Annotated in this window: 14 protein-coding genes; all 14 read left to right on the top strand. The window is 56.2% G+C overall.

Annotation, left to right across the window (positions count from 1 at the left end; translation table 11 throughout):
• Positions 1-361: 361 nt before the first annotated feature.
• On the top strand, positions 362-3,898 hold the full coding sequence (gene addB / locus R50912_RS24800; protein ID WP_042238577.1) for a helicase-exonuclease AddAB subunit AddB: 3,537 nt from the start codon (positions 362-364) through the stop codon (positions 3,896-3,898).
• Entirely contained in the window at positions 3,895-8,085 is a 4,191-nt protein-coding gene (locus tag R50912_RS24795; protein WP_042238575.1) for a UvrD-helicase domain-containing protein, read from the top strand. Before addB ends, R50912_RS24795 begins: the two co-directional genes overlap by 4 nt.
• Before the next feature lie 467 nt (positions 8,086-8,552).
• Positions 8,553-10,118 (top strand): transposase, encoded by a 1,566-nt coding sequence (locus R50912_RS24790; RefSeq protein WP_052416668.1) that lies wholly within the window; start codon positions 8,553-8,555, stop codon positions 10,116-10,118.
• A 368-nt stretch (positions 10,119-10,486) separates the two neighbouring features.
• Positions 10,487-11,674: an exonuclease SbcCD subunit D gene (locus R50912_RS24785; protein ID WP_042238573.1), complete on the top strand. Its 1,188-nt coding sequence runs from the start codon at positions 10,487-10,489 to the stop codon at positions 11,672-11,674.
• The gene (locus R50912_RS24780; protein WP_042238572.1) at positions 11,671-15,180 is read left to right on the top strand and encodes an AAA family ATPase; all 3,510 of its coding nucleotides are present in this window, start codon (positions 11,671-11,673) and stop codon (positions 15,178-15,180) included. The genes R50912_RS24785 and R50912_RS24780 overlap by 4 nt, the downstream gene beginning before the upstream one ends.
• A gap of 607 nt (positions 15,181-15,787) precedes the next feature.
• Entirely contained in the window at positions 15,788-16,147 is a 360-nt protein-coding gene (locus R50912_RS24775) for a histidine triad nucleotide-binding protein (RefSeq protein WP_042139435.1), read from the top strand.
• A 138-nt stretch (positions 16,148-16,285) separates the two neighbouring features.
• Entirely contained in the window at positions 16,286-16,459 is a 174-nt protein-coding gene (rpsU, locus tag R50912_RS24770) for a 30S ribosomal protein S21 (RefSeq protein WP_005547957.1), read from the top strand.
• A 15-nt stretch (positions 16,460-16,474) separates the two neighbouring features.
• Positions 16,475-16,918: a GatB/YqeY domain-containing protein gene (locus R50912_RS24765; RefSeq protein ID WP_039310385.1), complete on the top strand. Its 444-nt coding sequence runs from the start codon at positions 16,475-16,477 to the stop codon at positions 16,916-16,918.
• A gap of 374 nt (positions 16,919-17,292) precedes the next feature.
• Entirely contained in the window at positions 17,293-18,633 is a 1,341-nt protein-coding gene (locus R50912_RS24760) for an NfeD family protein (protein WP_063840119.1), read from the top strand.
• 85 nt (positions 18,634-18,718) lie between these two features.
• The gene (gene floA / locus R50912_RS24755) at positions 18,719-19,720 is read left to right on the top strand and encodes a flotillin-like protein FloA (protein ID WP_042238570.1); all 1,002 of its coding nucleotides are present in this window, start codon (positions 18,719-18,721) and stop codon (positions 19,718-19,720) included.
• Positions 19,721-19,736: 16 nt separating this feature from the next.
• Positions 19,737-20,351, top strand: coding sequence for a YqfB family membrane protein (locus tag R50912_RS24750; protein ID WP_042238569.1), 615 nt, complete (start codon positions 19,737-19,739; stop codon positions 20,349-20,351).
• 263 nt (positions 20,352-20,614) lie between these two features.
• Positions 20,615-20,908 carry a sporulation protein YqfC gene (gene yqfC, locus R50912_RS24745; protein WP_039304110.1) on the top strand — a complete coding sequence of 98 codons (294 nt, stop codon included), beginning with the start codon at positions 20,615-20,617 and terminating at the stop codon, positions 20,906-20,908.
• Positions 20,905-22,086, top strand: coding sequence for a sporulation protein YqfD (gene yqfD, locus R50912_RS24740; RefSeq protein ID WP_042238568.1), 1,182 nt, complete (start codon positions 20,905-20,907; stop codon positions 22,084-22,086). The genes yqfC and yqfD overlap by 4 nt, the downstream gene beginning before the upstream one ends.
• 15 nt (positions 22,087-22,101) lie before the next feature.
• Positions 22,102-23,073, top strand: coding sequence for a PhoH family protein (locus R50912_RS24735; RefSeq protein WP_042216800.1), 972 nt, complete (start codon positions 22,102-22,104; stop codon positions 23,071-23,073).
• The last annotated feature ends 11 nt before the right edge of the window (positions 23,074-23,084 follow it).

The raw sequence follows: 23,084 nt of genomic DNA, 5'->3' as shown, positions 1-23,084 counted from the left end.
TGGCTGCTAAAGGGCTGTACGCCCGGTTATGGAATCAGCGGAGGAGTGACTCTGCTGATTTTATTGGATTTTCTCCATTTAATGATCCGGTTTATCCTTCATCCAGGCTCTCCCAACCAGCCGATCCATGGCTTCGGGAGAGTCTTCTTTGCTGTTGCCAGGTAGCCGTGGCCTGAAAAAAAGCGGCAGGTATTTGCAAACAATGGCAAACGTACGTTCTGGAGCGCGCGGTGGAGGTATGCTATACTATTGGGACGAGATTATTCATAGATTCTGATATTCATCAGGCAATCCGCTTCTGTGTGTGCAGCAGCAGGGCGGCCTGCATTCTAATTCTCCGCCACGGAAGGAGTCTGCTGATATGACGGTTAACTTTTTGATCGGACGCTCGGGCAGCGGCAAGACAACTACAATATGGGAGACGGTATCCTCACGGCTGAAGACAGAGCCGCTTGGAGCGCCGATAATTATACTTGTCCCTGAACAGGGATCATTCGGTGCGGAGCGCGGTCTGTTGGCTGCGGGCAACGTGAAGGGCAGCATCCGCGCCCAGACACTCAGCTTCTCGCGGCTGGCCTACCGGGTGAAGCAGGAGACCGGCGGCAGCGCGAGTCTGCCGATCAGCGAGGAAGGCAAGAAGATGCTGATCTATAAGATCGTCAACCGGCGCAAGGAGGAACTGAAGCTGTTCGGCGCCTCCTCGGACCGGCCAGGATTCGTGGAACGGCTCAGCGACCTGCACACGGAGCTCAAGCGCTGCTGCCTTGGAGCAGGTGACCTCGAAGAACAGCTCGGCAGAATGCGGGATGCCCTGGGAGGAAGTCCGATTCTGGCCGGCAAGCTGGAAGATCTGCACCTGGTCTTCAGTGAGCTGGAGCAGGAAATGTCACAGCTCTACATGGATCAGGAGGACAGGCTGGCTGAGCTGGCTGAGCATATTCAGGATTCCGGCTATATCCGGGGATCCGAGATATGGGTAGACGGGTTCCACGGGTTTACCAATCAGGAATTCATCGTATTGCGTGAGCTTATGCAATATGCCTCGGGGGTCAACATTGCCCTGACGCTGGACCGGATCTATCCTTCGGGCCAGGCACCGCATGAGCTGGAGCTGTTTCACCCGGCTGCGGTTACGTATATCAAGCTGCGGGGAATGGCTGAGGAGATGGGCCTTACAGTCTGGGACCAGCTTCTGGCCCCGCCTGTACTTCCAAGGTTCAAGGACAGTCCGGCTCTCGCCCATCTGGAGCGCGGATTCCAGCGCCGGCTGCGCTGGAACGGAGCAGCCGGGCAAGTGGAGGAGGCAGTCAGTATCCGGGCTGCGGCCTCCCGCCGGACCGAGGTTGAAGGCGTGCTGCGCGAGATGCTGAGCCTGGCCAGAGATTCAGGGGCCAAGTATGGTGAGATGGCTGTATTCATGCGGAATATGACGGATTATGGGCCGCTGATTGCTCCGCTGTTCCAGGACTTCGGCATTCCCTTCTTCCTGGACCAGAAGCTGAATGAGCTGCATCATCCGCTGGTGGAATTCATCCGTTCCGCTCTGGATGTAGTCCGCCGCCGCTGGCGCTATGAGGATGTGTTCCGCTGCGTGAAGACCGAGCTGCTGCTTCCGCTGGACGGAAGTATTACGCGCGCCAATATGGATGAACTGGAGAATTATGTGCTGGCCTGCGGTATTCACGGGTACCGGTGGACTGACGGCCGTTCCTGGAAAGGCATTCCCCGTCTCTCGCTGGAGGGCAGTGAGGCCGTAGATGAAGCCATGCTGGCCAGAATGGAAGCCTGCCGGAGCGCGATCACAGGACCGCTGCAGGCTTTTGAGCAGAGGGTCAAATCAAGCCGCAGCGGCCTGGAGCTGTGCAGAGCAGTATATCTGCTGCTTGAGGACACAGAGGCAGCGCGTAAGCTGGAACGGATGGGGGCGGAGTCTCTGGAACAGGGACGCCCGGAAGCTGCCCGTGAGCATAACCAGCTGTGGGGTGCTGTGCTGGACCTGCTCGATCAGATTGCCGAGATGATGGGCAGGGAAAAAATGGAATTTGAACTGTTCTCCGGCGTGCTGGAAACAGGGCTGGCTGAGCTCAAGATGGGGCTAGTCCCGCCTGCCCTTGATCAGGTGCTGGTGGGAACGATGGACCGTACGCGGGTGTCTGGAGTGAAGTATGCCTTCCTGCTGGGCTTCAATGAAGGTGTGGTTCCGGCACAGTTCAAGGAAGACGGGATCTTGTCCGAGGGAGAGCGTCTGCTGCTGGAGAATGCCGGTATGGAGCTCGCCCCCGGTTCATCCCGCAAGCTGCTGGATGAGCGCTTCCTGATCTACAATGCGCTTACAACTGCCAGCAGGAAACTGTGGATTAGTTACGCAACGGCTGATGATGAAGGCAAAGCGCTGCTGCCCTCGGAGATTATCCGCCAGCTGCAGGGCATGTTCCCTGAAGGGCTGGATGAGAAGTATCTGTCAGGGTTCCCCCAGGGAGGGGAGGCAGCTGATGAATGCGCGTCTGCGGAAGCGGTCCACATGAAATTTATCGGCCATCCTGAGCAAACCCTCCGCATGCTGATGCTTCAGCTCCGGCAGTGGCGCCAGGGGGTGGAGATTCCCCGCCTGTGGTGGGATGTCTATAACTGGTTTGCGGCCGATGAGCAGGAGGAAGTCTCAATGAAGCTGCAGCTTGAACGGCTGCTGGGCTCGCTGTTCTACCGCAACGAAGGGATCAGGCTGAAGCGGGAGACCAGTCTGCGGCTGTATGGCGGCTCCACACTGCGCGGCAGCGTGTCGCGCATGGAGAAATTTGTCGCCTGCTCCTTCTCTCATTTCGCTTCTTACGGGCTAAGGCTGAAGGAACGCCAGCTCTATAAGCTCCAGGCCCCGGATATCGGGCAGCTGTTCCATGCGGCTCTAAGCCAAATGGCGCAGCGGCTGCAGAAGGAGGGCCGCAGCTGGGGCAGTATGACGGCCGAAGAATGCCGCCGTGAGGCGGGCGAGACGGTAGACCGTCTGTCCCCGCTGCTGCAGGGCGAAATTCTGATGAGCAGCAAGCGTTACAGCTATATCTCACGCAAGCTGAAGAATATTGTCGGCCGCGCTTCAGTGATCCTCGGCGAGCATTCGCGCAGGGGGAGCTTCGAGCCAATCGGGCTGGAGCTGGATTTTGGCCCGGGAAAGGATCTGCCTCCACTGAGAATTACACTGCCGAATGGCTGCGTAATGGAGGTGGTCGGCCGGATTGACCGTGTGGATATGGCTGAAGGCGAGCAGGGTATACTTCTGCGGGTCATCGACTACAAATCAAGCCAGAAGGATCTCAAGCTGCATGAGGTCTACTATGGATTGTCGCTGCAAATGCTGACCTATCTTGATGTGCTGCTCACCTATTCCGAGCAATGGCTTGGTCAGGCTGCACTCCCGGCAGGCGCGCTCTATTTCCATGTTCATGATCCGCTGCTGACCTCGGCCAACGGGATGAACCGGGAGCAGGCGGAGCAGGAACTGATGAAGCGCTTCAAGATGAAGGGTCTGCTGACGGCAGACCGTGAAGTGGTCTCACTGATGGATACCACACTCGACAAAGGGTATTCCTCAATTGTTCCGGTAGCGCTAAAGAGCGACGGCAGCTTTTACAGCAGCGCGTCTGTAGCTACCCCCGAGCAATGGGGTCAGCTGCTGTCTTCAGTGCGCAGCACGATTTCGGATATCGGTACGCGTATTACGGAAGGCGATGTGGCCATTCAGCCTTACCGCATCCAGCAGGAGACCGCCTGTACCTTCTGCTCCTTCCGCCCGGTCTGCCAGTTCGACGAGGCTGTGGAGGGCAATGGCTACAATAATCTGAGTAAGCCTGGCAAAGAAGTAATCTGGGATCTGCTGTCCCGCAAAGGAGGAGAGAAATTGTGAGCATACATCCTGTAACGGAAGCGAAGCCGGAAGGGAGTCTGTGGAGTGACGACCAGTGGCGCGCCATTGCCGAGAGCGGCAGCGATATTCTCGTCGCGGCAGCAGCAGGTTCCGGTAAAACAGCTGTACTCGTAGAGCGCATTATCCGCAAAATCAGCAATGAGGAAGCAGGCTTCAGCGTGGACCGGCTGCTGGTAGCGACCTTCACCAAGGCTGCAGCCTCCGAGATGCGGCAGCGGATCCGGGAGGCGCTGGAGCGCAAGCTGGAAGAGGACACAAGCGGTGAGAACGAATATCTGCGCCGCCAGCTTGCTCTGCTGGGCAGAGCCTCTATTACTACGCTGCATTCCTTCTGTCTTGAAGTGATCCGCCGGTATTATCAGCTGATTCCGATTGATCCGGGCTTCCGTATACTCAATGAGCATGAGGCGGAAATGATGCGCCAGGAGCTGCTGGAAGAGCTGATGGAGGAGAAATACGGTGAGGTCACTGAAGACGGGGACGATAGCGTATTTGTCCGGCTTGTGGACTGGTTCAGCGGTGAGCGCAGTGATGATGCGGTGCATTCGCTGATTCAGCGGCTGCATGATTTCGCGCGCAGCCATCCCTGGCCGGCGCAGTGGCTGCGGGATACCGCTGCCGACTTCTCTTTGCCGGATGCGGAGGCCTTGAGCCATACGCCATGGGTGCAGAGCATTCTTGCCGAAGCCAGGCTGACGCTGGATGGTGCCATTAGCCAGCTGCTGCAGGCCCGCGAGATCGCGCTTCAACCCGGCGGACCGGCTCCTTATGCGGATAACCTGACGGCCGATCTGGATATGGCACAGGGGTTACGGGATGCGGTAGAATCGCAGCCATGGGCTGATCTCTATGATATTTTCATGGAAATCTCTTTCGGCAAGCTGAAGCCCTGCAAGAAGGATTCCACTGATCCCGGCCTGCAGGAGAGTGTTAAGGCAACCCGTGATCAAGTGAAGAAGAGCTTGCTGGAGTTGCAGAAATCCTTATTCGGGCGCCCGGCGGAATCTTTCCTGGGTGAACTCCATGAAGCGGCACCGCTGATGCACGAGCTGGCGGAGACGGTTATCGGGTTCGGTGAACGTTACCGGCTGGAGAAGGCGGGCCGGGGGCTGGTGGATTTCAGTGATCTGGAGCATTACTGCCTGCAGATCCTGCGCCATCCGGACTCGCATCCGGGACATTCCCTGCCCTCGGATGCGGCGATGGAATACCGCAGCCAGTTCGATGAGGTGCTGCTGGATGAATATCAGGATACCAACAGCGTACAGGAGGAGATCGTCCGGCTGATCTCCCGTGAGTTCCCCGGCAACCGCTTCATGGTCGGGGATATGAAGCAGAGTATCTACCGCTTCCGCCTGGCTGAACCGGGGTTGTTCCTGGACAAATACCGCAGGTTCAACGCTGGGCCGTCTGCTGAAGGTAACGGCAGTAGCCTGCTTGCCGGTGAAGCGGATGCCCGGACTGAAGCAAGTCCCGGGCAGAGCTATAATGCCGGCGGCTCAGTCATCGATCTGGCCCGCAATTTCCGCAGCCGGCTGGAAGTCGTGAATGCCGTAAATATGATTTTCCGGCAGATCATGGACAGCAATGTTGCGGAGATAAGCTATGACGAGCGTGCAGAGCTGGTCTATGGAGCCAACTTCCCGGGAACGGCGGAGAAAGGGCCGGATACTTATTTTGCGCCGGAGCTGCTGCTGATCGATAAGGGGACCTCTGCATCCGGACAGCCCGAGGAAGCCGGGGAGGACGATGAGCTGCCCCAGCAGGAGAATGAGGCAGTAGAGAGTGAGACTGCACAGCTGGAAGCACGGGCCATTGCCCGGCGCATCTCGCAGATGACAGGAATGACCGGTGGGGAACCGCTGATGATCTATGATAAGGCGCTGCGCATCATGCGTCCGGTAGTATACGGCGATATCGTTATTCTGCTGCGTTCCGCCCGTGTGTGGACGCCGCTGATGATTGAAGAGCTGCGGAATGAAGGCATTCCAGCATACGGCGACCAGAACAAGGGGTACTTCCAGGCTACCGAGGTGGAGATCGCCCTTTCGCTGCTGCAGATTGTCGATAATCCCCGCCAGGATATTCCGCTGGCCGGTGTACTGCGCTCGCCGGTGGTGAATCTGCGCGAGGAGGAACTGGCTAAGGTGCGCCTATGCAGCACCGGAACGTTCTATGATGCGCTGGTTGCGGCATCAGAAGCTGCGGATATACCGGGGGACAATCCTCCGGCGATGGGTTCAGCGGGTGCTGCCCTGCGGGTGGAGCAAGCAGGCGATGCAGGCGGTGATTTAACGGCAGAGACTGCTGCAGCGTATGATCTTGTCACAACATCAGAGCAAGAGACTCTGCTTGAAGACAGGGCTGCCGAGACAGAAGCCTCTGCAGCGCTGACGGCTATTCATCCGCAGCTACGGATGAAGCTGAAGACCTTCCGGGACATGCTGGAGGACTGGAGAAACGCCGCCCGGCAGGGAAGCTTAAGCGAACTAATCTGGCGTATTTATCGGGAAAGCGGATATCTGGAATGGGTTGGCGGACTTCCCGGCGGATTTCAGCGCCAGAACAATTTGAAGGCATTGTATGACCGGGCTGTTCAGTTCGAGAATGAGACCTCAGCCAGAGGATTGTTCCGCTTCCTTGTGTTTATCTCACGGCTGAGAGAGAACGGCGGGGATCTGGGCGTTGCCGGGGGCAGCAGCGAGGAGGCTGGCGGCGTCCGGATTATGACGATCCACAAGTCCAAGGGTCTGGAGTTCCCGGTTGTATTCCTGGCAGGCATGGCCAAAATGTTCAACCGGCAGGATCTGCATTCCCCGTTCCTGATGCATAAGGAACTCGGCTTCGGCCCCCGCTTCGTGGAGAGGGAGACACGGGTCAGCTACCCGACGCTGCCATACCTGGCCATTAACCGCCGTTCACGGCTGGAGCTGCTGGCTGAGGAGATGCGCGTGCTCTATGTCGGACTGACCCGTCCGCGCGACAAAATGATCCTGGTAGGCACGGTCCGCGATTTGCCGCGCACAGTATCTGGCTGGACTGCTATGCAAGGCCGGGAGGAGCTGCTCCTGGCAGACCATCTGCTGGCCCGGGGCCGCAGCTATCTGGACTGGGTGGGACCGGCGCTGATCCGCCATCCCGCAGCAGCTATTCTGCGCAAGGTTGCGGGAAGTGAGGGCACGGTGTCTACGGTACTTCACGGCGATGAGTCCAACTGGAGCATTTCGGTGCTCGGCGCTGCGGAGCTTGGCTCCGGAGCTTTTCTGGCAGCAGACGGTGACAGTGACAAGAATGAAGAACGCCGTATGGCGCTTGAGGCGCTCCGCCGGGGCAGGACTGTGCCTTCGCTGGGAACTGCCTCAGCAGGGGAGATTGCAGACAGGCTGCAGTGGACCTATCCGTATGCGGCTGCTTCAGGCATTCCCGCCAAAACATCAGTGACCGAGCTGAAGGCACTGCTGTCCATGCAGGAACAGCCCTCCCTTGATCTGCTGGAAGATACCTATATTCATGGGGAGCAGAACGCAAGAAGCGGCGGTGTCGGATATGGTGACAGCCTGCATCTGCAGCGCCCGAAATTTATGGAAAAGCGGGGACTTACCTCTGCTGAGCGCGGAACCGCGTATCATACCGTTATGCAGCATATTCCGCTGGATGAGCCGGTGGACCGGTCTGTTCTCGAGGCCACGCTTGCACGACTTGAACGGCTTGCCATACTCAGCAAGGAGCAGGCAGACGCGGTTGAACTGGGCGAAGTAGAGGATTTCTGTACTAGTGAACTGGGCCGCAGACTCTTTAAGTCTTCCTGGAAGACCAGAGAGCAGCCTTTCAGTTATAGCGTTCCTGCAGACGAGGCTTACCAGGGACTTGCATACCTGGACGAAGCGGCAGCGGGACTCCCGGCTGACGGCGCCAGCGGAGCCTTCAATGAGACCGTTCTGATTCAAGGGGTAATCGACTGTCTGTTCCGTGAGGAAGGGCGCCTGATTCTGCTTGATTACAAAACAGATTTCGTCCCGGTGCAAGAGGGAGGGCTCGAAACGCTGACTGAGAAATACCGCTTCCAGCTGGAGCTGTACAGCAAGGCGCTGCTTGATATTCTGGGCGAGCCGGTCAGCGAGGTCTGGTTGTACTTTTTCGATGGCGGACATGCTGTGAGGCTGTGAGAATATGGATTAGAGGCTAAGAGGCTAAGAATGAAATTAGACTAAGAGACTAAGAAATTAAGAGATTAAGAGATTAAGAACCTATATAGTTTGAACCTGAAAATATATAGATAGAGGCAAACGTGGCAGGGACAATTTTGAGAACATAGAAGTGTCAGCGTATGGCTTGTCTGCGGATTTCCACCGTGAAAAGCGGTTTAATTCAAGAAATCTGCAGACGGGTAACGGCCGGAGAGCCAAGGGTTCTCTGGAGTCACGATATAGACTGACCTGATAGACTGACAAAGAGTATCTATATAACCAACGCTTAGTCTGTAAACAAACAAGTAACCGGCCACCGATGATCTGTCACCCCGAATCTTTCAATTCTTATACTTGATTTGCAGGTGGCAGCAATGAGATCTTTATATTTACGCTACACACAAGCAAATGTTGTACGTTAGAGTCAATTTCATAATTCCAAACCCTTGCTGGGACTGTTTTTTTTAGGCATAAAAAAAGGAGTACCTCCCCAAGTTCTCGAAGATATAGGCGACCAAACCAACACCCGAGAACGAAAAGAGGTAATCCCTATCTATTCCATTCGACAAGAAGAACTGTTTTCCTTCAAGGAATTGTTCCTGATGCGCCCGGAAGATAAATACAGCCAAATCTTTGAACACTTAGATCTCGCCAAGGTTCTGCACGTTCTTCGGAAAAAGAACAACCGGGGCCGGCCCGAACAACTGAATGTACCTGCCATGATCTATTCCTTGCTCATCGCTAAAATGGAGAACATCGAGTTTGTTTCTTCCCTGGTCTGGCGTCTTACCCATAGCGAAGAGTTTCGGGCGCAGTGCCGATTTACCGGCTCCGATAATATCCCGAGCGAATCTTCGTATTCCCGTTTGATTCATGCGCTGGAGCAAACGGGGATGCTTGAAAAACTGCAGGATACCTTGGTGACCTCTGCCCTAGAAGAAGGCTTTGTAACCGGCACACATCTTGCCGTGGATTCCTCCATGGTCGAGGCTTGGGATTGCCAATTTAGCGAATCGGCCGCCAAGCGCCGTGCGGCTCGCCGAGGGCAAAAGCCAAACGAGGCTCCAGGAGTCCAGCAACTTCAGTTCAAACTTCCCGAGCCTGAGCCTGAGGCGGCTGTGAACGAACCACCGAAGAAACCCGTCTACGACAAGCGTGGACGTCCAACGAATGCGGAAAGGGAACGCCGGCGTCAGGAACAGGAAGCGTATGACCAAAGTCTCGGACCGTTTCAGAAAACCATTGAAGCGATGTTACCTTACACGTATGACGAACTGCTGGCCGCGCTGCCCCGGCATGCCGCGCGTTGTGACAAGAAAAATACGAAGGGTCGAATGACGAGCTACTACGGGTTCAAGGCGAATCTGCTCGTCGATACGGACTGCCAGTATATCTTGAGCGGCCTCTTTAGTTCGGCGAATCCGAATGACCAGCGCATGGCCGTTATTCTTCTCAAAGGCCTGCCCCTGAAGTTTCCCACACTGAAGGTAAAGCATATCTTGGGCGACAAAGGGTACGACTGCGCGTCTATCTACCAGTTGATTCATTCGTTAGGTGCCTATCCGGCGATTCCCATGATTCACCGCAAAGATCCGCCCGAGGGAATGAACGTGGACTACACGCCGGTATGCTCCCAAGGACATGCCTACCGCTACGACAGTTTTGATGCCAAGTACGAAACGCTGAAGTATACCCAGCCGAGCGAGTGCAAAGGCTGCCCACTACTGGGTTCCGGATGCCAAAAGGTGTTTAAAATCCGCATCCAAACGGATTTGCGTAAGCATACCTATCCCGCAAGAGGGAGCGAAAGCTTTACAGAGCTGTACAAAAAGCGTACGGCAGTGGAGCGTGTTTTTGCCTATCTCAAAGAGTATTTCGGCATGAAACGCACACGTCACCGCGGCGTACGGGCAAGTGTCGATTTCCAGCTCAGTACACTAGCTTACAATCTTAGTAAGTTTGCATTGGACAAGTTGAACAAACAGTTGAGCAAATCCCAGCAAGTAGCCTAATTTTCTAAAAAATGACCTCAGATTTGGGGCCGAGTCTAACTATTCAGCAAACTGAATTATGAAATTGACTCCGTTATACAACTTGAATTCTTATATTCACAACTATTCGAAAGATTGTTGTACGTAATACAAGAATTGTCCTGCTGATCCGCTTGGAGAAGCAGAATTGTCTTTAATACAACAATTCCGGATTAGGATCGATATTATGAGGAAAATGTTGTATTTCGTGCAGGATTTCAACAAAATACGCGGATGGTCAACACAAACGGCAGATTATCCGAAATTGCTCTGGCTACAGCAGCAGGCAATCCAAACATCTATATCTAAATCTATGATTGCCGCGGATAGGCGGGGAAAAGAGGGCGGAAATGCGCATATTGCACACGGGGGACTGGCATCTGGGGCGGACGCTGGAGGGCAGAAGTCGGCAGAAGGAGCAGGAGCAGTTCGTGGATGAACTGGTGGAGATTGCAGATTCCTCCGGGGCGGATCTGATTCTGATGGCGGGAGATGTCTATGATTCGGTCAATCCTCCAGCTGCGGCGGAGCAGCTGTTCTACGAGGCTGCGGCCAGACTGACGGCAGGCGGCAGGCCGCTGGTTGTCATTTCGGGCAATCATGATCAGCCGGAGCGTGTAGCTTCCGTGTCTCCGCTTGTCCGCAGCCAGGGGATTACACTTGTAGGGATGCCGACCTCAGAGCCGGTGACGGTGCATGCTGCAAGGACTGGTGAGATTGCCAAAATCGCTGCGCTCCCTTACCCCTCCGAAGCCCGGCTTGGCGAGCTGCTCGCCGGTGACGGAGGAGAGGCTGAACTGCGGCTGGCTTACAGCGCACGAGTCGGCAGGCTGATGAATCTGCTCGGCCGGGAGTTTACGCCGCAGACCGTCAATCTGGCGATGAGCCATATTTATGTGCTGGGCGGGGTGGAGAGCGACTCTGAACGCCCGATCCAGGTAGGCGGTGCCTATACCGTAGATCCTTCGGCGCTCTCCTGCGGTGCACAGTATACGGCACTCGGGCATCTTCACCGGGCCCAGCGGGTCAAGGGCGACGGAATGATCCGCTACAGCGGATCGCCGCTCGCCTACAGCTTCTCTGAGGCAGGGCAGGCAAAGTCTGTTGCCCTGATAGATGTTGCGCCCGGCGGGGAGCCGGTCTTCGAAGAAATCTATCTGAGCTGCGGCCGTCCGCTGGTTAATTGGAAGTCAACCGGCGGATTGCAGGAGGTCTACAGCTGGCTGGATGAAGGCAGGGATGCGGGGGCCTTCATCGATCTGGAGCTACGTCTGACGGAAGCGATGTCGATGAACGATATCCAGCGGCTGCGCAAGTCACGGGAAGGCATCGTACATATCCGTCCGGTTTATCCGCAGATGGAGCAGGAGCTGGAAGAGATGGCACGTTCACGCATGCCTGTGCAGGAATTGTTCCGCAAGTTCTACCAGCGCCAGACGGGCGGTGCGGAACCGGACGACAGCCTGATTGAGCTGTTCCTGGAGCTCGCTGAAGAAGAACAGCAGGAATCTGCGGAAGGGGAGGAGATGCTGAAGTGAAGCCGATACTACTGAAACTATCTGGACTGCAAAGCTATAGAGAGCAGCAGGAAATAGATTTTACCAGTCTTACCGAGACCGGGCTGTTCGGGATCTTTGGTCCGACCGGCAGCGGCAAATCCAGTCTGCTGGATGCGATCACGCTGGCAATGTACGGGAAAGTGGAGCGCGCAGTAAACGGGACTCAAGGCATTATGAACCATTCTGAGGACCAGCTCAGTGTAGCCTTCACCTTCGAGCTGACCTCTTCTTCCGGAGTGCGGCGTTACCGGGTGGAACGCAAATTTAAGCGGACCGGAGAGCAATCGGTCAGTAATACCATCAGCCGGTTCATCGAGGTTAAGGATGATGGCTATGTTGTGATGGCCGATAAGCTTGCGGATGTTACCCGCTGTGTGGAGGAGCATATCGGGCTGAAGATGGATGACTTCACCCGGGCGGTGGTGCTGCCGCAGGGCAAATTCGCCGAGTTCCTGTCCCTGCGCGGTGTAGATCGCAGGCAGATGCTTCAGCGGCTGTTCCATCTGGAGCAATACGGGGACGGGCTGGCCCTTAAGCTCAGCCGCCGCGTCAAAGAGAACGAGGCGGCACTGCGCGCGCTGGAGGCCGAGCAGCAGGGACTGGGCAGCGCGGGCCAGGCAGACGTGGAAGCGGCAGCTGTCCGGGTGCAGGAGGCAGTCCGGCATGCGGAGGAATGCCGCAAGCGGCTCACGGAAGCGGCGGCGCGCGCAGAGCGCTTCGCCCGCATCCGTGAGCTGCAGGAGGAGCAAGCCCGCCGGGGCCAGCAGCGGCAGGCTCTACAGGCCCAGGAGGAGCAGATTCTCCTCCTGGAGCAGAAGCTCGGCAAGGCTGACGATGCCGAGAAAAGACTGCCCGCGCTGAAGGCCTGGCGAAGCGCGGAAGAGGCCTGGAAGAGCCGTCATGCCCGCGCGGAGGGCCTGGAGGCTCTGGCATCCGCCGCCGGACAGGAGGCGGCGGTAAAGGCGGAGGCGGAAGCAGCGGCACAGGCCGCGCTTACCGCCGGGGAGCCGGCCCTCCGTCAGGAGGAGGGCCTGTTCCGCCGCGCGCTCGAGCTGGAAGCCGAGCTCGGCGGGCTGCGCCGGGAGCGCGCGGCGCTGCAGGCGCGGGGGGACGAAGCCGCCCGGGGCCTTGCCGCCGGGCGGGAGAGCCTGGCCCGGGAGCGTGAGCTTTTGGCCCGTGGCCAAAAGAAACAGCACGAGCTGCAGCAGAGCCTGCAGCCGCTCGCGGTCCGCTCCCAGGAGCGGCAGTCTCTGCAGGAAGCCATGCAGAGACTTCAGGGACTGCGTTCTGCCGAGCTCCAGCGGGAGTCGGCAGCTCGCGAGCACCGCGAGCGCGCAGCGGTGCTCGCTGCGGCGCAGGCTCGGCTGGCCGCTGCTTCTTCGCAGCGGCAGGCGCTTGGGGCAGGGCGCGGGGAGCTGCTGGCCGCCGCTGCCCTGCACCAGGAAGAGCTGCGGGCGGCCGAAGGTGCAGCGGGAGCCGCTGCCGGCCGCCTGGAGCAGCACACCAGCGCGCTTGAAGCTGCGCTGAAGGAGCAGGAGGTTCACAGGCTCTCGCTGGCGCTCGCCCGTGAACTCCAGGAGGGTGTGCCTTGCCCGGTGTGCGGCAGCCAGCACCATCCCTCCCCTGCGCTTAAGCAGGAGCAGGGGGAACATGAGGAGCTGGACCAACGGCTCCGCCATGTCCGCGTTCTGGCCCGACAGGCGCTGGAGACGCGCCATCTGTTCCGCAGCCTGCTGGAGCAGGACGGATCATGGCTTGCCCAACTGGGCGGAGCAGCGTCTGAAGAGGCGATGAACCAGTCTGCTGCCACTGCTGCCCGCGACTCTCTTGCACCGCTCGAGTCCACAGCTGCCCGCGACTCTCTTGCATCTCTCGAGTCCTCAGCCGTGTGTGACTCGCTTGCACCGCTCGAGTCACCTGGAGCCCATCAGTCTCTTGCAGCCGCAGACATTCCGGATGAGGCAGCATTATCCGGACTGAATGCCCGGCTGTCCTCGCTGAAGGCGCGCTCCGGAGAATTGCGGCGTGCGGCCGCAGACTGGCAGCGCTCCATGCAGGAGCTGGAGCAGCTGTATCACAAGGAAGCGGCCGGTGCCGAAGCCGAGCAGACCTGGGTGCAGGGACTGGCCGCCAAGGCGGAGGAACTTGCTGCCTCGGCGAATAAGCTTAGGAAAGAATGGAACGGGCTCTTTCCGGAGCTTGCGTCTGAGGAGGCGGAGAAAGCCTATCAGGAGCTGCTCGCCAAGGATGAGCGGGCCGAGGAGATCCGAAGCCGGCTGGAGATCAGCGTCAAGTTCCTGGACGAGAAGAGTTTAGCTGTACAGACGCTGCAGGAGCAACTGGCCGGACTCGACAAGGAACTCGCGCAGTGGGACGCCCAGCTTGAAGGCAAAGAAGCGCTCGCACGTGACAAAGAGCAGCTGCTCCGGGAATGGACCGGCGGACGTCCGCCGGCGGCGCTGCTGGCGGACTGCGAGCGCAGGCTGCTGGAGCTTCAGACTGCGCTTGAACGCAGCCGGCAGGAGCACCGCCAGGCGGCGGACAACGCCCAGCAGCAGACCCGGGAAGCGGCGGTTGCCCGTCAGGCTGCAGAGTCTGCCCATGAGCATTATACGGCAGCCGATTCCCAGTGGAAGGAGGCGCTGCAGACTTCGGCGTTTACTTCAGCCGCTGAGGTTGAAGCTGCGTCGCTGGAGACCTCTGAGCGGGCTCAGGCGGCTGAACGGGTGCGGGCTCACCGCGAGGAGGAAGCGGAGTGTGCATTGCAGCTGAGGAGCATAGAGGAGAAGCTGGGTGGTGCTGTGCTTAGCGGTGAGGCGTGGCAGGAGAGCCAGGAGTCACTGCAGAAGTGCAGGGAAGAGGATGAGAGTTCACTTCAGGCCCGCGCACGTGCGGAGCGTGATCTGGAGGATCTGCAGCAGCGGCACATCCGCTGGATGGAGCTTGAAGGCCAGCGGGCAGGACATGCTGCTATGCAGGATCGCTTGTCCAAGCTGCAGACGGTGCTGCGCGGCAACGCCTTTGTGGAATATATAGCGGAAGAACAGCTGATGCAGGTATGTCAGGCTGCCTCACAGCGCCTGCGTTTCCTGAGCAAGCAGCGTTATGCGCTGGAAGTGGACTCCGGCGGAGGTTTTGTCATCCGTGATGATGGGAATGGGGGGATGAAACGGCCGGTATCCACGCTTTCCGGAGGAGAGACTTTCCTGACCTCTCTTGCGCTGGCGTTAGCTCTGTCAGCCCAGATTCAGCTGCGCGGACAATACCCGCTGCAATTCTTTTTCCTGGATGAGGGCTTCGGTACCTTGGACCCGGATCTGCTCGATACCGTGATAACCTCACTGGAAAGATTGCACAATGACCAGCTGTCCGTAGGCATCATCAGCCATGTTCCGGAGCTTCGTGCCCGTCTGCCGCGCAAGCTGATTGTAGTACCGGCAGAGCAGGGCGGCGGGGGTTCAACCATTCTTTTGGAAAAAATGTGAAAGTCGGGGTTGAATGTGACAACGATCACAGATACACTTTCAACCCCCTGTTATAATACAGCTAAGCCGACATCATTTGAAACACCTCGGCGGACGTATGACAGGGAATTTGTTCCTTCTCATACGTCCGCCGCCGAAGCAGCTCATATGAGCTGTGAAGGGTGTTTCTTTTTTTTTGTCTTTTTTTGAATGAAAATTCCTATGCGTTACACCCTCACTCCACCGCACCAGAATTATGCTGCCTGTTATAATACAGACTTGTCCTCCTTGTCCTTATTTCATTTTCTTCTCCCTGGAGCAGCCTGTATGCTTGGACTCCGCCTTTCGTTATCGTTCAATTTCCTGTATGATTAGAGTCATAAACAATATTTGTCGCGAAGCGGATCAGGCCGGAATAACCAACAGATTCAGGCTAATGTGCCCCGCCGGCCAAAAGCTGAGCTAATGATTACAGGGTATGCCCCTGTGAGCGGTGGATTTTTATGGAGGGAAATGGCCGTGAATACGCCTGTTTTTACAACATAAGAACTGTCGGTGCTACAGGTTTTACCGCGGAAAGTGCCGGATGCAAGCTTCTGCATTACAAATTTTGGGGAGGAAGCGTTGTATGGAAACTGTGTTCAGCAAAATTATCGAAGGTTCTATCCCGGCGAGCAAAGTATTCGAGAATGAACGGATTCTGGCGTTTTACGATATTGAGCCTGCAGCCCCTGTGCATGTGCTGATCATCCCGAAGAAGTTCATTGCTTCGATGAATGATGTCACGCCCGAAGATCTGCCGCTGATCGGCGAAATCCATGCTGTAGCACAGCAAATTGCGGTAGAACTGGGAATCGCTGATTCCGGATACCGGCTGATTAACAACTGCGGACCGGACAGCGGACAAGCGGTGCCTCATCTGCATTATCATCTGCTGGGCGGAGCCAAACTCGGTGCCCTCGTCGGGAATTCTGCTTCCCACGCATAATCAGGAATTCAATATAACAGACCTGCTAAAAAATAATAGCACGAAGGTTGACACCTTATTTAGGTTTGACCTATAATGAAATTTGATGAACCGTGTTGTTATGCTCTTGGACGGTCTGGTCGGAGGGAGGGAAAACTGGTGTCTGAAACGAAAGTTCGCAAAAACGAGACAATTGATGCTGCACTTCGTCGCTTTAAACGTTCCATTGCTAAAGATGGTGTCTTGGCTGAGGTGAAGAAACGCAAGCATTATGAGAAGCCAAGCGTAAAGCGCAAGAAGAAGTCTGAGGCTGCTCGTAAGAGAAAGTTTTAGGAGGATTACCCACGCATGAATCTTAGCGAACGATTAAACGAAGATATGAAGCAAGCGATGAAGAGTAAGGACAAGTTCAGACTCTCCACCATTCGAATGGTTCGTTCTACAATAAAGTATCTTGAAATAGATTTGAAGAGAACATTAGACGACAACGAAGTGCTTGATATCCTTAGTCGTGAAATCAAACAGCGCAAAGATGCCCTCCAAGAATTTGAAGCAGCGGGTCGCGAAGAGCTTGCCGCGAGTACTAAGGCAGAAATCGAGATTATCATTCAATATCTTCCCGAACAGCTTTCCGAAGAAGAAATTAAAGTAATTGTACAGCAGACCATCCAGGAAACCGGTGCTTCTTCGAAAAGTGAAATGGGTAAGGTGATGAGCGCACTGATGCCTAAGGTCAAAGGTCGCGCCGATGGTAAACTCGTGAACCAGGCGGTTCAGCAATTTCTGCAATAATATAACGCTAGCACCCCTTTAATTAGGGGTGTTTTTCGTTATGTGGAGAGTTGCCGACTCCACGTAGTAATAGCTTCGAAAATATCAGCCTCTCAATATCTATCACCCCTCCTATCTTCCCTCATCAAAGCAAAATACATTTAATTCTTCGCTTTTTGCCATCGCTATTTATCATCCTAAATTACCTGTACGGTTTGCCGGCAGAATATAGTTGTACAACAGGCTGTTGAAACGCCTGTGCAGAAACTGGCGTACTAAGGATTATATGCTGCGTTTTATTATATGATAAGGATGCAGGTGGTTTTAATTCGTGCAGAAGGGAGGCAGCAAGCTTGAAAAAGTTACGCATAGGGGTCTTGTCCTGCATTGCCGCGATGATGATTCTGCTGGTTCTGCCGTTAGCGGGCAGGGTCCATGCAGATAATGAAGCGGTCCGCGCGCCGGCTGCGGCTGCGGGTACGGTTGTGGGCGGGCCTGTGTTCATCATTCCGGTGGATCAGGAGATTGAGCGCGGGTTGCAGAGCTTTCTGGAACGCGGGTTTCAGGAGGCTGCCAATTACGGCGCGGTTCTGATTGTGCTGGAGATTGACACACCGGGCGGCCGGGTGGATTCTGCTGAACAAATCGGCAATATGGTCAGGGACAGCAAAATTCCTACCGCGGCCTATATCAAAGGCGACGCCGCTTCCGCCGGCAGTTACATAGCGCTTAATGCTGGCGCCATTATCATGAAGCCGGGCAGTATGATCGGTGCCGCTTCACTGGTAGACAGGAATGGCAAGAGCGTAGATGACGCAAAAATGGTATCCTACTGGAAATCCAAGATGGTAGGAGCCGCATCGCTGAACGGGCGTGATCCGGAAGTGGCTGCAGGGATGATGGACATCAACCTGGTGGTGAACAAGCCCGAGCTTGGCGTGTCCAAGGAGCAGGGGGAGATCATCGCTCTGAGCAGTGAGGAAGCGCTCCAGGCAGGTTATGCCGACCGTATTGCGGGTACAGCCAATGAGGCCATTACTTGGCTGGGTTATTCCACAGATGACATTTTTCGCGTAGAGCATACCGGTGCGGAGAAAATGTCGCATTTTCTGACGAATCCGGTTATTATGACGATTCTGCTCTTCGTCGGCATCGCCGGGGTGTTCATTGAACTGCTGGTACCCGGCTTTGGGGTGCCCGGAATTATTGGGACGCTGGCGTTCGCTCTCTATTTCTTCGGGAACTATGTGGCTGGCTTTGCTGGGGCGGAGACGTTGCTGCTGTTCATTCTGGGACTCGTAATGCTGGTGCTCGAGCTGTTTGTGCCCAGCTTTGGTATTCTGGGGCTGTTGGGCTCCGTCAGCCTTGTGGCTGGTGTTGTAAGAGCTGCTTACAGCTTTACACATGCGATGTTCAGTCTGGGGATTGCTTTTTCAGCAGCGGCAGTGGTGATTGTGATTGTGGCGGTGGCCTTCAAGGAGCGGGGGATCTGGAACAGGTTCATTCTCCAGGATAGCCTCACCAAGGAGCAGGGGTTTGTGCCTGTGGCAGAGAAGCTGAGTTTGATCGGAGCTTCCGGAATCAGCGTAACTCCGCTGCGCCCGGCCGGAACTGCCGCCATTGGCGGCGAGCGGATTGATGTGGTGACAGAGGGCGGATTCATCGACGCGCAAACCGCTATTTCGGTGGTAAAGGTCGAAGGCGGCCGGGTGGTCGTGAAGGAATCCGTGAAATAGCTGTACCTCTGTTATGAGCTGGCAGCAACGTGTAATACTGTATGGAATAAGGTTAATCCCAAAAATAACGGAGGTTGTAAAGCGTATGATGGAAGCATCTATGATTACTTTTTTGCTGATCGCGGTTGTCGTGATCATTGTACTAAGCGTCTTCTTCAGCTTCTTCCCGGTCATGCTGTGGGTATCGGCCTGGGCATCGGGCGTTCGAATCAGCATTATTACACTGGTAGCGATGCGGCTGCGCCGGGTAACGCCAAGCCGGATTGTCAATCCGCTGATTAAGGCTACCAAGGCAGGGCTGGGGCTGAATATCAACCAGTTGGAGAGCCACTACCTTGCCGGAGGGAACGTAGACCGGGTAGTTAATGCGCTGATAGCGGCACAGAGAGCGGATATTCCGCTGGAATTCACCCGTGCTGCAGCCATCGATCTGGCGGGACGCGATGTGCTGCTGGCGGTTCAGATGAGCGTTAACCCAAGGGTGATCGAAACTCCGATTGTTGCGGCTGTGGCTAAGAACGGGATTGAGGTCAAGGTCAAAGCGCGGGTAACCGTCCGGGCCAATATCGACCGTCTCGTCGGCGGTGCCGGTGAAGAAACGATTATTGCCCGAGTCGGCGAGGGGATCGTAACTACAGTGGGCTCCAGTGATTCACATAAGGATGTGCTGGAGAATCCCGACTCTATCTCGCGGACGGTATTGTCCAAAGGTCTGGACTCCGGTACGGCTTTTGAGATTCTGTCTATAGATATTGCGGATATTGATGTTGGGAAGAATATTGGCGCGTACCTCCAAACCGAGCAGGCAGAGGCGGATAAACGCATCGCCCAGGCCAAAGCGGAGGAACGCAGAGCCATGGCTGTCGCCCATGAGCAGGAAATGAAGGCCCGGGTGGTGGAGATGAAGGCGCTGGTGGTTGAATCCGAATCCCAGGTTCCGCTGGCTATGGCGGAGGCGCTGCGCTCCGGGAAGCTTGGTGTAATGGACTACATGAACCTCAAAAATATTGAGGCCGATACGCAGATGCGCGGCTCCCTCGGTAAATTAAACGACGGGGACGACAACAGCCGTCCGCCCCACAAATAAAGGGATGTGATTCCCCATGAGCAGCATAATCTACATTGTGGTCATTGCGGTAATTGCGATATTCACCAACTGGAACAAAAATAAAGGCAAGTCCTCCACGCGCGGCGGCATGCCTACCTTTGGCGGCGGGGGCGAAGGCAATCCGCTGCGCCGCCCCCGTGTTCCCGCCGAGGCAGCGGATAGCGGACGCCCTGAACGCCCGGGCAGCGGATTTCCGGAGCCCGGCGGGCGCCGGGGGGCTTCGGGTCGGCCTGACTCCGCGTCGGAAGAGCGGGAGTACGACGCTTCGCCGGCTTGGCCGGAGCCGGCAGAGCTGCCTTCGCCTGACTATGAGACAGGCGAAGGGGTGTCTCTGGAGCAGACCGGCAGTATGGACGGTGTGCAGGCGCGGACAGAACGCATGCAGCGGGAGCTGGAGCGGCTGCAGACGGCTTTTGACGGCGTGGCGGCTGCAGTGCCGTCCACAGGCGCAATGAGTGACGCAAAGGGTGCCAGCCCGTCTCAGACGGGTATAGGACAGCATCCGCTGGCGCAGGACCGTGAGGCGCTGCGCAGCGGCCTGATATGGGCGGAGATTCTGGGACCGCCCCGTTCCCGGCAACCGCATGCCTCTGTCCGCAAGGAAGGCTGAACCCCCGGCAGATGAGCGGTTACTCTGCACTGCGGTTATATCTATGCTCTGCCTGAAAGCCCGGATTTGCTCTTTAAGAGGAGCAGATCCGGGCTTTTTGCCGCGTGGTTCCGTGGACTTATCCTGCAGAATCTGCTGCATCTACCGCTGCCGGGCGGTTGGAGCCGCAGGTGTGTCCCGGCACAAATGATGTGAGTTCTTCTCATAAAAAAACGCCCTTCCGCATAAGGTGTACAGAAGGCAGGAAGGGGGAGCGTCTATATATGACCCGTATTGGCCGCAGGCTGCGGGGATGGACAAACGGGGTACTGGATCTTCCGCAGGATGTATTGCAGGAGATGCCCCGGATCACCCTGATCGGCAATAAGGAACTGTATATTGAGAACCACCGCGGCGTGCTGCATTTCTCATCGGAGCAGCTCAGGCTGGCGTTGGCCAAAGGATATTTAGAGATTTCCGGTGAAGGGCTGGTCATCCGCAATATTCTGGGCCAGGAGCTTGCCGTTGAAGGTATTATCGGTGAAATCAGGTATAAGGAAAGTGGGGAGAATCCATGAAAGAGCCGCCTCTGTCATCGCTGCGGGGGTTCGTTACACTGCATGTGACGGGACCGCAGGTGGAGATCTTTATCAACGCTGTAACCGGAGCAGGCATCGTCATCTGGGATGTGAGGCCTGCCGGGGACGGCGCTTCGCTGAACCTGCTACTGGATGATTTTTTCAGACTCCGTCCGCTCCTTAAGAAGACAGGCTGCCGCATGCATGTTACGGCCCGTAACGGAATTCCTTTCCGGGCGGCCCGCTTATGGAAGCGGAAGTTTTTTGCCGCAGGACTGCTGGTCTTTGGTGTCGGGCTGCTGCTGCTGTCCTCTATGGTGTGGAGCATCAAGGTTGAAGGGAATACCCGCATTCCCACCGAGGACATTCTCGAAGCCGCACGCAAGGAGGGGGTGTACCCTTTTCAGTGGATTTGGCGGATGGAAGAGTCGGACAAGCTCTCCAGGGAGCTGACCACCCTTGTTCCGGGGCTGACGTGGGCAGGGTTTCACCGGACGGGGACGAGCATTACGATCCAGGTTGTCGAAGCCGACCGCCCGGAGACTAAGCCGCTACTCAGCAAGCGCCATCTGATCAGCAGGACGGATGCGGTTGTCACCGAAATCTATGCGGAGCAGGGCAGACCTGTGGTGAGCCGAAACTCCCGCGTCAAAAAAGGGGACATCCTCATCTCCGGAGCACTGGGGGACGAGGAGAATATAGAGTTTGTAGTAGCAAAAGGCGATGTTAAAGGCCTGGTATGGCATGAATATAATCTTGAGGTGCCCCTCAAAAGAACGGGCAGTTCCTATACAGGAGAACGCAAAGACCGCACGTATCTCGTTCTCGGCAAATGGGCGGTGCAGCTATGGGGGTACGGGGATTCCGGCTTTGAGAAGTCACGCACGCTTACGGAGCCCGATATGCTGTCCTGGCGGTCCTTTAAGCTGCCGCTGGGCCTGATGACCGAGAAGGAAATGGAAATTAAATATACCACTGAAATGCTGACTCCGGAGGCCGCGCGGGAGGAAGGACTGAGCCGGGCCAAGCGTGATATATTCGCACGTTACGGCACTGACAGCGTCATCAAAAGTCAAAAAATTTTGCATGAGAAGAAAGAGAATGGTAAAGTTTATATGAAAGTGCTGTTTGAAGTGGAAGAGAGAATCGCGGAAGAACTTCCGATAGTAAACAATTGAGGAGAATGAGGCTACTTGTCAGAACAGACTGCAAGCATTCGTATATCTTTGCAAAATGCGGGAGAAGCTCAATCCCTGTTCGGCCCGCAGGACGGATTCCTGAAAATTATCGAGAAAGAAATTCCGGCGGTGATCGACTCGCGTGAAGCTGAGGTTACTATACGCGGAGCAGAGCGTGAAGTGGACATGCTGGGCCAGTTGTTCAATGTGCTGCTGTCCCTGGTACGGGGCGGTTACATACTAAGTGAACGCGATGTGCAGTATGCTGTAGAGCTGGCGAAGGATTTCCGTGCCGATCAGCTGCTTGACCTGTTCAAAGGTGAGATTACAACAACTTTCCGCGGTAAACCGATCCGCGTCAAAACCATTGGCCAGAAACATTATGTGACAACGATCAAAAAGCGTGATATCGTCTTTGGCATCGGGCCGGCAGGAACGGGTAAGACTTATCTCGCTGTTGTGCTTGCTGTCACGGCGCTCAAGGAAGGCTCTGTCAAACGAATTGTGCTGACACGTCCGGCAGTGGAGGCAGGCGAGAACCTGGGCTTCCTTCCCGGAGATTTGCAGGAGAAGGTAGATCCTTATCTGCGGCCGCTCTATGACGCCCTGTACGACGTTATGGGGCCTGATCAGGTAGCCAAGGCGCTGGAGCGCGGACTGATCGAGATCGCGCCGCTTGCCTATATGCGCGGGCGTACGCTGGAGGATGCTTTTATTATCCTCGACGAGGCCCAGAATACCACACCTGAACAAATGAAAATGTTCCTCACCCGGCTGGGCTTCGGCTCCAAGATGGTCATTACGGGCGATGTTACCCAGATCGATCTGCCGCGCGGCAAGAAGTCAGGGCTGATTGAAGCCAAAACGATATTATCCGGTATTGAGGAGCTCGGCTTTGTCTATTTTGCAGAACAGGACGTAGTCCGGCATTCCCTGGTGCAGAAAATTATCGTTGCCTATGACCGCTCTGCCGAAAACCTCCAATAAAAAAGGGGATT

The organism is Paenibacillus sp. FSL R5-0912 (assembly GCF_000758605.1).
In the GTDB taxonomy this organism is placed as follows: Bacteria; Bacillota; Bacilli; order Paenibacillales; family Paenibacillaceae; genus Paenibacillus_AQ.
Note: the sequence above shows the minus strand (reverse complement) of the source record. Positions and strands in the feature narration are given on the sequence as shown.

What these genes read in the sequence shown, in the direction of transcription:
- addB (WP_042238577.1), top strand. Translation starts at nt 362, where the DNA reads ATGACGGTTAACTTTTTGATCGGACGCTCGGGCAGCGGCAAGACAACT.
- R50912_RS24785 (WP_042238573.1), top strand. Translation starts at nt 10,487, where the DNA reads ATGCGCATATTGCACACGGGGGACTGGCATCTGGGGCGGACGCTGGAG.
- R50912_RS24775 (WP_042139435.1), top strand. Translation starts at nt 15,788, where the DNA reads ATGGAAACTGTGTTCAGCAAAATTATCGAAGGTTCTATCCCGGCGAGC.
- R50912_RS24765 (WP_039310385.1), top strand. Translation starts at nt 16,475, where the DNA reads ATGAATCTTAGCGAACGATTAAACGAAGATATGAAGCAAGCGATGAAG.
- R50912_RS24760 (WP_063840119.1), top strand. Translation starts at nt 17,293, where the DNA reads ATGATGATTCTGCTGGTTCTGCCGTTAGCGGGCAGGGTCCATGCAGAT.
- floA (WP_042238570.1), top strand. Translation starts at nt 18,719, where the DNA reads ATGATGGAAGCATCTATGATTACTTTTTTGCTGATCGCGGTTGTCGTG.
- R50912_RS24750 (WP_042238569.1), top strand. Translation starts at nt 19,737, where the DNA reads ATGAGCAGCATAATCTACATTGTGGTCATTGCGGTAATTGCGATATTC.
- yqfC (WP_039304110.1), top strand. Translation starts at nt 20,615, where the DNA reads ATGACCCGTATTGGCCGCAGGCTGCGGGGATGGACAAACGGGGTACTG.
- yqfD (WP_042238568.1), top strand. Translation starts at nt 20,905, where the DNA reads ATGAAAGAGCCGCCTCTGTCATCGCTGCGGGGGTTCGTTACACTGCAT.